Below are 10,058 nucleotides of genomic sequence, written 5' to 3' on the forward strand. Positions count from 1 at the left end.
CACACCCGACGGGTGTGGTGCGCTGGCAGGTCTTCGGACTCGCGGGCGCGCCTCCCGGCTCTCGCCGGTCGACCCCTACCGGCCGTCGCTTCCCAGGTCGATCGCTCGACCCAGTGCGTGTGACGGCTGTCGTTCCCACTCACCGCTGCGGGGCAGTCCCGGACTTCCACCGGGTTCCCTCTTGCCTCGCGACGCCTGGATGGCGCCGCGAACCAGCTGCGTCGACCACCATATGTAGGGCCGCTGAAGAAGTGGGGGACCACATCTTGTGTCGGCGTGTTGGGCGTCGTGGAGCCGCGCGACCATGGTCGTAGTACCACCGGACGATGGCAGACGCGACCCGGGGCGCCTGAGGGTGGAGGTCACACCGACCAAGGAGATCCTCATGTTGAAGCTCACCACCACCCTCGCCGCGGCCGCGCTGCTCGCCACCGCCGGCCCTGCCCTCACCGCGCCCGGCGCCTTCGCCTCGGGAGGGAGCGACGACGAGACGATCCGCACCGGCTCGTGCAGCGCCGGCGCCTCCTGGAAGATCAAGGCCAAGCCCGACGACGGCCGCCTCGAGGTCGAGGCCGAGATCGACAGCAACCGCGTCGGCCAGACCTGGACGTGGGTGCTCAAGCACAACGGCAGCGTGTCCGCCCGGGGTGCCTCGCGCACGGCGGGACGCAGCGGCTCCTTCGACGTCGAGCGCAGGACGGTCGACGCCGCCGGGACGGACAGCTTCCGCTTCCGCGCCACCCACGACGGCGCCGTCTGCGTGGCGAGGCTCAGCCTCTGAGGTGCTGGGCATACTCAGCCCATGACCGCTCGCCCGACGCTGCGGAGCCCGGTGACCGTCTTCCTGGTCGTCGGGCTCCTGGCGCTGGCGGCGATCGTCGTCGGCGCCCGCGTGCTGGCCTCCCGGGCCGCGCACGAGGAGGCGCTGTCGGACGCGCGCGCGACCACCCGCCTGCTCGCCCGGTCGGTCGCCGAGCCGGCGATCCCGCCCGGCTTGGCCGAGGGCCGGCCCGGGGCGGTGGACCGCTTCGACCGGGTCGCCACCGACCGGCTGCTGGTGGGCGACGTGCGCCGCATCAAGATCTGGTCGGCCGACGGCACGATCGTCTACTCCGACGACGTCCGCCTGATCGGGGAGCGCTTCGCCCTCGACGAGGAGGAGCTGGACATCCTGGCCCACAGCGGCTCGGACGCCGAGGTGTCGTCGCTGGCCGAGCCGGAGAACCGCTACGAGCGCGGCGGTCCGGCGCTGGTCGAGGTCTACACCCAGGTGGTGACCCCGGAGGGGGAGCCGCTGCTGTTCGAGGCGTACTTCACCCTCGCCCGCATCGAGGCGCGCCAGTCCGAGGTGATCGCGCCCTTCCAGCGGATCACCCTCGGGGCCCTGGCCCTGCTCGTGGCCGTCGCCACCGCGCTGCTCCTGCTGCTCACGCGCCGGGTGACGAGGGCCGCGGCGGAGCGCGAGCGGCTGCTGCGCGGCGCGGCCACGGCCTCGGAGGCCGAGCGCAGGCGCATCGCGCGGGACCTGCACGACGGCGTGGTGCAGGAGCTGGCCGGCTCGGCCTTCGCCCTCTCGGCGCTGGCGCGGGACCAGACCGGGCCGACGCGTACGACGCTCCTGGATGCCGCCTCGTCGCTGCGCGGCTCCCTGCGCTCGCTGCGGTCGCTGCTGGTGGAGATCCACCCGCCCGACCTCAACGCCGCCACCCTGCCGGCGGCGCTGGAGGACCTGTGCGCGCCGGTGTCGGCGTCGGGGGTCGCGGTGGACCTGCGGGTCGGCGACCTCGGGGACGTCGGCGTACCCGATGCGGCGCTGGTGTGGCGGGTCGCGCAGGAGGCGGTGCGCAACACGCTGCGGCACGCCCGTGCGACGTCCCTGACCGTCGACCTGCGGGCGCAGGGGCGCTCGCTCGTGCTGACGGTGGAGGACGACGGGGTCGGGTTCGACCCCGGGGCGGTGGACGCCACGGCACACTACGGACTGCGGGGGCTGGAGAGCCTCGTGCGCGACCGCGGGGGAGTGCTCACGATCCGCTCGGCCCCGGGCGCCGGGACGACCACACGACTGGAGACGCGGGCATGACGATCAGGGTGCTGCTCGTCGACGACCACGCCGTCCTGCGCAGCGGCCTCGAGCAGCTGCTCGCCGGCGAGCCCGACATCGAGGTGGTGGGCACGGCCGCCGACGGGGCGCAGGCGCTGGAGGAGGTACGCCGTACGTCCCCCGACGTCGTCCTGATGGACCTGCAGATGCCGGGGACGGACGGGGTGAGCGCGACCCGGCGGATCGTGGCCGAGGGCGGTCCGGACGTACTGGTGCTCACGTCGTTCTCGGACGCCGACCGGATCGTGGCGGCGCTGGACGCGGGGGCGGTGGGCTACCTGCTCAAGGACGCCGACCCCGAGGACGTCATCGAGGGGGTGCGGGCCGTCAGTCGCGGGGAGTCGCCGCTGCACCCGCGCGCGGCCCGGCAGCTGCTCACTGCCCGGCAGGCGTCCCCGACCGAGGTCGACCTCACGCCGCGGGAGAGCGAGGTGCTGGTGCTGGTCCGGCAGGGGTTGGCCAACAAGCAGATCGCCAGACGGCTCGGCATCTCCGAGCGCACGGTCAAGGCGCACCTCACGTCGGTCTTCGCGAGCATCGGCGTGGCCGACCGGACCCAGGCGGCGCTGTGGGCGGAGCGTCGGGGGCTGGGGGACTGACCCCACACCCAGGGGTGTCCTGCCCCTTGACCTGCCCGATCCGTCGGGTACGTTCGCAGTATGACTGATTCGAACATGCATTCGGACGATCCCGTTGTCGAGCCCACCGGCGAGACCTTGGGCGGGCCGCAGAGCAACACGACCGAGAAGGACCCCGCGGAGTGGGCCACGGGCGACGAGCCCATGACCGGCGCCCAGCGCAGCTACCTCGACACGCTCGCCCGCGAGGCCGGCGAGGAGATCTCCGCCGACCTGACCAAGGCGGAGGCCTCGGAGCACATCGACCGGCTGCAGGAGAAGAGCGGTCGGGCCTCCTGATCTGCCCTCCCGGCGTCTAGGTTGGACTCACGCAGACCAGCCGCCCCGCTGGAGTTGGCGCGCCAGGCCCGCCTCGTCGTCGACGAGGCGGGCCTGTTGCTGTCAGGTGTGTCCGAGGCACTTCTGACACACAAGGCATCAGTCTCAGTGTCAAACCGCCGCCTGTCGGCGCCTGCTGTCTACCGGACATGCCGAGGTGCGCGTGTTGCCCCCACCAAGTCGATCGACGTCATGGGGATCGCTCGTCTGGAGCGATAGGTGTGTCACCGTCCTGGTTCGAGTTCGGGTTTGGGCCCAGCTTGTGCGGGGCGGGGCCGGGGTGGCGGGCCGCGATGTGCTCCTCATGGTCGGGCTCAAGGGGTTCGTCCTGGAACGGTGTCCCGTCGTGGGCCGGCAGGTCGACGAGGTCGTGCATCCGGCGCGCCTGCCGGACACCCTGGGAGATGCTGTGCCACAGATGGTCCTCGCCGAGGTCGGCGAGCAACCCCGAGCGTCGCAACGCCCCGCGCACCGGCCACATCACGCGGACGAGGTAGAGGTCGACGTCCCGGTGACGCAGCGCCGTCAACATGTCCGCCAGGGCGTCGGCGCTCGTGGTGTCCATCTGGTTGGTCGCCTCGACGTCGAGCACGAGGGCACGGGTGCCGGGTGCGGCATCGACCAGCGCAAGGACGCTGTCGAGGACCGGCGCCGCGGTGACCCAGAAGATCGGAACGTCGACCCGAAGCACGAGGACGCCGGGGTACGTCGAGCGCTCCTCGTGGTTGCGGATGCTGCCCCAGGCCGCCTTCTCGTGGGGCACCTTGCCCATCACCTCGACCTCGACCCGGCTGGAGCGGAAGACCAGGCCCAACACCGACCCGGCGACGGCAAGTAGCAGACCGTAGAGGGGGCCAAGCGCGAGCACGCCGGCCGCCGCCACGACCGCGGCGACGATGTCGTTGCGGCGCACCAGGGCGTACCGGCGCAGCGCGGGGAAGTCCATCAGCTTCCACACCGCGTTGACCACGATCGCGCTCAGCACCGCCCGAGGGAGCACAGAGAGGGCGGGCGCGATGGCCACGATGACGACCAGGGCCAGTACAGCGGCGACCAGGCCGGCCACCTGGGACCGCCCGCGAGCGTCGCTGACAGCCGCCGTCTTCGACAGGCTGCCGGCCACGCCGAGCCCCCCGAACAGCCCACTGGCGACGTTGGCCGCACCCGAGGCGACCAGCTCCTGGTCGGCGTCGATCCGGTAGTCGCCCCGGCCGGCGAAGAGCCGGGCGGCGCTCAGCCCTTCCGCGAGGCCAACGAGCGCCAGCGCCGCGCCGGCGGTGAGCAGCTGAACCAGGTCCCCCGTGGCGACGGCGGGAATGCCCGGCGTCGGGACCCCGCGCGGGACATCTCCGACGACCTCGACACCGCGCGCCTGCAGGTCCAGCGCCGCCGACGAGGCCAGGCTGCCGATCAGCACAAGGAGCCCCCAAGGGAACGCGGCCACGAGCCAGGCGCCTCCGAAGAGCGCCACGAGTGCCGCGGCCGACACGGCCACGGTCACGAGGTCCGCCTCCCCTTGGGTGAGGCTCGAACCCAGGGCACCCACGCGTTCGACCACGAGGCCCTCGGGGCTCGGCACCCCGAGCAGGTGGGGAAGCTCGTTGAGGATGACCAGGATGGTCAGGCCGAGGACGAATCCGGTCACGATCGGCTTGGACAGGAACTCCGCCATCCAGCCGACCCGGGCGAAGCCGGCCGCGACGAGCACCAGTCCCGACCCGAGGGCCAGCGCGGCGGTGTACGACGCCGCCTGCGCCGTGCTGGCGACCCCGAAGGTGGCCAGGAGCGATCCGGAGAGCACCGACACGGTCGAGACCGGCCCCACGACGAGCTGGCGCGACGAGCCGAAGACGGCGTACGCCACCAGGGCCACCGGCACCGCGTAAAGGCCGACCTGCACCGGTGCGCCTGCGATCGAGGCGTAGCCGAGGGCCTGAGGCACAGCGAGCGCCGCCACCACGGCGCCGGCGACAAGGTCCCCGCGCAGCCACGTCACCTGGTAGCGCGGCAACCAGGTAACCATCGGGATCCGGCGCCAGCGCTGTGTCGTGACGGCCCCTGTGCTGTCTCTCATCCAGCTACACCCTGTCCGCCGGCGTCTGGTCCGCCCACGGCTCGCGCACCGGCCCCGGTAAGGCTATCGGCGTACACCGTTCCGTGGCTCGCCTGCGACGGTCCAAGTGCGGAAGCGCTTGCCGCCGCCTTCTGGCGCACGGCTCATGGGGCGGTCTCGTACGACCAGTTGAGTTCGCTCGCCACCGATATCGATCGGCAGGCATGCCAAGGCGACCGCTGGTTCGTCTGCTGCTCCTTCGGGCCTCATGATGGCGTCGTGAGCAAGTTCCTGGACCATGATGCGGCCTTGCTGGTCATGGCCGACAAGATGGCCGAGATCAAGCCACGGCTTCGGGGGTGGCTCCACGCGGGGTCGCTACCGCTCGTGGTGACTGCTGGAATCGTCTTGATCATGCTGTCCCCCTCGACCGGCACCAAGGTCGGATCGGGTGTCTTTGTCGCGTCCGCGCTGCTGACGTTCGGCATCTCGGCGATCTACCATCTCGGCACGTGGCGGCCTGCCATCTGGGCGCTGCTGCGCCGGCTCGATCACTCGAACATCTTCATTCTGATCGCCGGCACGTATACGGCATTCGCGATGTCGTTGCTGGACGGCAACGCACGCGTCTGGCTGCTCGGCGGCATCTGGGGCGGCGCCCTTCTCGGAGTGCTCTTCCGAGTCTTCTGGACCAGCGCCCCACGATGGCTCTACACGCCGATCTACATCGGTCTCGGATGGTTTGCTGTCTTCTTCATCCCCGACTTCATCAGTGGCGCCCATCGAATGAGCACTCCTGTAGCGATCGCGACCTTGACCCTCGTCGTGACAGGAGGGCTGCTCTACACCCTCGGTGGCGTGGTGTACGGCCTCAAGAAGCCGAACCCGAATCCCGAGTGGTTCGGCTTCCATGAGGTGTTCCACTTCTTCACGATCCTGGCCTTCATCGCGCACTACGTCGGCGTTTCCTTGGCGACCTACGCCCTGCGCTGATCGAGTCTCGACCCGAGCTTCTCCAGGAGTCTCAAGGTCCCTCGTTCCATCGGGACGTGAGCGGTGCATCGAGCCGTGTCGAGCGCTCACTCCACGTGGGACATGCCGAGTTGGTCGGGCGGAGCGCGCACCGCGTCCGGCGCCATGTCGAAGTTCTGCTCGTCTGTGGCGGGCGCCCGGTCTGGGACGGACTCCTCCCGCGCAGGTTCGCGATCTGGGATGCCTGCCCGAGGCACGGCGGGGTCGGCGGCGTGGGCGGCCGCCTCGAAGTAGCGCAGCAGTTCCACCGGGAACGGCAGCACGAGGGTCGAGTTCCTCTCAGCCGCCACCTCGACCATCGTCTGCATCAGGCGCAACTGCAGGGCACCCGGCGTCGCCGTCATCGCCGCCGCGGCTTGCGAGAGCTTCTTGGACGCCTGGTACTCACCGTCGGCCGTGATGACCCGGGAGCGACGCTCCCGCTCGGCCTCCGCCTGCCGCGACATCGACCGCTTCATCGCTTCGGGCAGCGCTACGTCCTTGATCTCCACGCGGTCGATCTCGATACCCCACGGGACGGCGGGACTGTCCAGCATCACCTCGAGGCCCTGATTGAGGCGCTCGCGGTCGGACAGCAGGTCGTCGAGCTCGCTCTTGCCGATGATCGATCGCAGCGAGGTCTGCGCCACCTGCGAGATCGCGTACTGGTAGTCCTGTACCTCGACGACCGCACGCACGGGGTCCATCACTCGGAAGTAGACGACCGCGTCCACCCGCACGGTCACGTTGTCGCGGGTGATGCCGTCCTGGGCGGGGACCGGCATGGTCACGACCTGCATGTTGACCCGCCTCATCCGGTCCGCGAAAGGGATCAGCATGGTCGGGCCGGGCCGCCGGACCTCTGGCTGGGCGCGCCCCAGCCGAAACACCACGCCACGCTCGATCTGTTTGACCACTCGAACGCTGGCCGACAGCCCCACGACGATGAAGACGAGCAGTGTCGCGAGTACGAAGAGCAGGACGTCCATGACGACCCTCCAGGGATGAGTACCGCCTCGTCCTCCAGCCTACGTCGCCCCAGCGATCACGATCCGCCTCACTCACAAGCCCCGGCTGTCAGCGACCAAGGATGGGCGAAGACTCGAATCAAGACACGTGCGACAGAGCGCTTGCGATCGCGGCGGCGGTCTCCTGGGGAGCCTCGTCCGGGAGAAGGAACACCGAGCCGGGAATCGTCACCAGGGTCACGTTGGGAGCCGTGTGCAGGGTGGCGCGCTCGGCGTCAGTGAGGCCCCCGTCCCCCTTCTCGGCATGGACCACCCACACGGGATTTCCGGACGCGGCCAGCTCGGCGGCAAAGTCCCGGTCCTCGGCGATGTAGTCGAGGTACTCGACGCACGCCAGAAGTGCATCGCTGGCTCTGTTCTGCTTGAAGTCCTCGATCAGTTCCTTCTTGTGCAGCTCAGGTGCCTTGGCAGTTCTGGCCATCAATGGCATGAGTCTGAGCAGAATGGCCATCGGCCAGATGCCCACCTTCTGCGACCCCCGTACGACGCCGCGGAAGAACGCCGCCTCATCTTCGGTCGTCAGGCTGATGCCGAGGAGCACCACCGGGCCCTGGAAGTCCCCGGACAGCACCATGTCCAAAGCCACCGTTGCACCGTGGGAGAAGCCCACGACCACGTCGCACCCGTGCTCTTTGGCCAGTTGCCCTGCCCGACGGGACAGTGCAGGGATGGACACGTCTTCGGACACCGGCGTGCCTGCCATCCCCGGCAGCGTCGTGGCCACCAAGCGCACACCTGACAGCCCCGGGTCAGCCATCACGAGGTTGAACGAGCGTGCCGCGTTGGCTCCGCCAGGAAGAAGCAGGACCGATCGATCCGCCTCTGGCGGTCCAGTTGTCAGAAGCTCCCAGGACTCCCTCATGGGTATCCCCCCTGTCAGCGGCTCCCGCCCATCAAAGGTAGGTCGCAACGACCCGCGGTGGAAGGTCTGGGAGCGCTGCCAGACGCGCGTTCGACCTTCGCGAGGTGGCCTTGGGATCTGTGGACTGTTGCTCGACTGCACTCACCGTTAGCCTCGAAATATGACCGCCGAGGGTGTGTTGTCGTTTCCTGCTGATGCGTTCCAGCGCGTCCTGTGCGTCGTTGCCCACCCAGACGACGTGGAGTACGGAACCTCCTCGGCCGTCGCGGCATGGACCAGTCAGGGGATTGAGGTCGCATACCTGCTGCTGACGAAGGGCGAGGCAGGCATGGACGCCAGCACGCCCGACCAGACCGCCGATCTGCGCATGCGGGAACAGATTGCTGGATCGAGCGTCGTCGGGGTGAGTCACGTCGACTTCCTGGACTACCCGGACGGCGTACTGGTCTACTCGCTGGAGCTGCGCCGCGACATCGCACGCGCTGTCCGTCGCTTCCGTCCCGACGCCGTCCTGGTGGGCTCATGGGAGGTGGAGTTCGTAGCCGGCCTCAACCAGGCCGACCACCGCGTTGCGGGTCTCGCTGCCATCGACGCGGTCAGGGACGCCGGAAACCGGTGGGTGTTCCCCGAGCTCATCGAGGACGAGGATCTTGAGCCGTGGTCGCCGAGGTGGCTGCTGGTCTCGGGTGACCCGCGCGCCACCCATGGGGTTGACGTCACTGGTGAGCCGCTGGAGCGAGGGATCGCATCCCTGGAGGCTCATCGCGAGTATCTCGCCGGTATCCCTGGGCACCCTCCTCCTCGGCTGATGCTCACCGGGATCACAGCAATGCAAGGGCGTCCCATGGGTGTCGCGCACGCCGTCCTGTTCCGCGCCTTCGACTTCCATGCCCCGCCACCTATAGCGCTGGAAGCGATGCGGCTCGCCGAAGACATTGAGTCAGCCCCGGGCCCCGCTGCATTCACGGACTGAACGGGCCGCGCCGATCACGCCCGTGTAGAGCTACTGCGATCCTCGTGGGCCGCGAAGCGGGTCATTTCGCCGCCTGTCGGCGCCAGCTCTACCGGGTCTAGCCGAGATCAGGACGCGCGCTTCTACGTCGCCCTGGGTCGGTCCGAGGCGTGTGGGGGTGCGACCAACTCAACGGCTGCCCCGACGCAGCACTAGTCCGGGCAGGTGCCACCGGTGCGCTCGTAGACAGCCTTGGCTCCAGCCGCCAGTGGCTCGACACGCGGCCCGTCAGTTTCGAGGCTGATGAGCAGCATGCAGCGGCCTTGGGCCCAGTACACGTTGCCGATCGCGTTGCCGTGCAGGTCAGGTCCCGTCCATCTGGTTGCGCCGGGGACGTCGGGGACCTGGAACCGCTTGAACTTGCCGTTGGGGATCTGGTGCCGGAGCGCCTCGGTGCTCGTTTCATAGGTCATCCAGTCGCGTGCCCCGGCCTCGGTCTCGAACAGCAGGACGCTGCTGACGCCGGCGCTGCTGTCGCTTTGGCCTGTCTGGTAGGTCGTCGAGATGTAGCCACTGCGCTCGAGAACCTCTGCGCCGCGTTCGGGCAGAGGGAAGGGTTCCCCCGAGTCGGTCTGCGGTGACGACATGGGTTCCAGGCGGGGGCCCTCGTCGACTTGCAGGAGGTACTGATCAACGTTGGGCGGCGCGGCGGCCGTGGGTGCATCAGTTGTACTCGTCGTCACTGCATCGGTCGTGCTGGACGTTCGATCGGAGTCACCTCCGCAGCCGACGGCGAGCATGCCGAGGAGTACCGCGAGCGCGATGCGGGATGGACGAGGCGCCATGTCTCACGATCCACCTCCGCGTGTCACCGGCGCAAGCGTCCGAGTGCCGGTGTCCCTACCGCGTAGCGTGCGCTTGTTGACGCACGCTTCTGCCGCGATGGATGGGTTTGTGAAGCACCGACGCTCCTATGCTTCGTCAAGCAGCCGTGGCCTCGCTTTCGAGTAGGCGATAGAGGTCGCGAGCGACGTAGCGGGCCAGGCAGCGTTTGATCTCTCGGCCGGTCTTGCCTTCGGCAGTGCGGCGGGC

10 protein-coding genes and 1 riboswitch are annotated in these 10,058 nt (G+C 69.4%); of the genes, 6 read left to right on the top strand and 4 right to left on the bottom strand.

The genetic code is table 11. The features are described 5' to 3' along the window. Positions 1-7 precede the first annotated feature (7 nt). Positions 8-233: riboswitch (cobalamin riboswitch) on the bottom strand. A gap of 152 nt (positions 234-385) precedes the next feature. From ASG94_RS21065 to ASG94_RS21080, 4 genes are read left to right on the top strand one after another with little or no spacing between them, the layout of a single operon-like run. Next, positions 386-781, top strand: coding sequence for a hypothetical protein (locus ASG94_RS21065; RefSeq protein WP_156411743.1), 396 nt, complete (start codon positions 386-388; stop codon positions 779-781). Positions 782-802: 21 nt separating this feature from the next. Further along, on the top strand, positions 803-2,083 hold the full coding sequence (locus ASG94_RS21070; protein ID WP_056928465.1) for a sensor histidine kinase: 1,281 nt from the start codon (positions 803-805) through the stop codon (positions 2,081-2,083). Beyond that, positions 2,080-2,703, top strand: a complete 624-nt coding sequence (locus ASG94_RS21075; RefSeq protein WP_056928466.1) for a response regulator — start codon at positions 2,080-2,082, stop codon at positions 2,701-2,703. The genes ASG94_RS21070 and ASG94_RS21075 overlap by 4 nt, the downstream gene beginning before the upstream one ends. A 60-nt stretch (positions 2,704-2,763) precedes the next feature. After that, entirely contained in the window at positions 2,764-3,021 is a 258-nt protein-coding gene (locus tag ASG94_RS21080; RefSeq protein ID WP_056928467.1) for a DUF3072 domain-containing protein, read from the top strand. A 229-nt stretch (positions 3,022-3,250) separates the two neighbouring features. Here the strand turns inward: ASG94_RS21080 and ASG94_RS21085 are convergent, their stop codons facing one another. After that, positions 3,251-5,134, bottom strand: coding sequence for a SulP family inorganic anion transporter (locus tag ASG94_RS21085; RefSeq protein ID WP_082624431.1), 1,884 nt, complete (start codon positions 5,132-5,134; stop codon positions 3,251-3,253). A 258-nt stretch (positions 5,135-5,392) separates the two neighbouring features. Between ASG94_RS21085 and trhA the strand changes: the two genes are divergently transcribed. Beyond that, entirely contained in the window at positions 5,393-6,106 is a 714-nt protein-coding gene (gene trhA / locus ASG94_RS21090; protein ID WP_235537361.1) for a PAQR family membrane homeostasis protein TrhA, read from the top strand. A gap of 86 nt (positions 6,107-6,192) precedes the next feature. On the opposite strand, the gene ASG94_RS21095 is transcribed toward trhA, so the two are convergent. Then, positions 6,193-7,113, bottom strand: coding sequence for a slipin family protein (locus tag ASG94_RS21095; RefSeq protein WP_082624432.1), 921 nt, complete (start codon positions 7,111-7,113; stop codon positions 6,193-6,195). A gap of 118 nt (positions 7,114-7,231) precedes the next feature. Continuing rightward, on the bottom strand, positions 7,232-8,014 hold the full coding sequence (locus tag ASG94_RS21100) for an alpha/beta fold hydrolase (protein ID WP_082624433.1): 783 nt from the start codon (positions 8,012-8,014) through the stop codon (positions 7,232-7,234). A 160-nt stretch (positions 8,015-8,174) separates the two neighbouring features. Between ASG94_RS21100 and ASG94_RS21105 the strand changes: the two genes are divergently transcribed. Beyond that, on the top strand, positions 8,175-8,987 hold the full coding sequence (locus tag ASG94_RS21105) for a PIG-L deacetylase family protein (RefSeq protein ID WP_056928470.1): 813 nt from the start codon (positions 8,175-8,177) through the stop codon (positions 8,985-8,987). A gap of 191 nt (positions 8,988-9,178) precedes the next feature. Here ASG94_RS21105 and ASG94_RS22500 read toward each other — a convergent pair whose 3' ends face one another. Beyond that, positions 9,179-9,811 (bottom strand): hypothetical protein, encoded by a 633-nt coding sequence (locus ASG94_RS22500; protein ID WP_156411744.1) that lies wholly within the window; start codon positions 9,809-9,811, stop codon positions 9,179-9,181. Between the last annotated feature and the right edge of the window lie 247 nt (positions 9,812-10,058).

The sequence above is a fragment of the Nocardioides sp. Soil805 genome (assembly GCF_001429625.1).
Taxonomy (GTDB): Bacteria; Actinomycetota; Actinomycetes; order Propionibacteriales; family Nocardioidaceae; genus Nocardioides.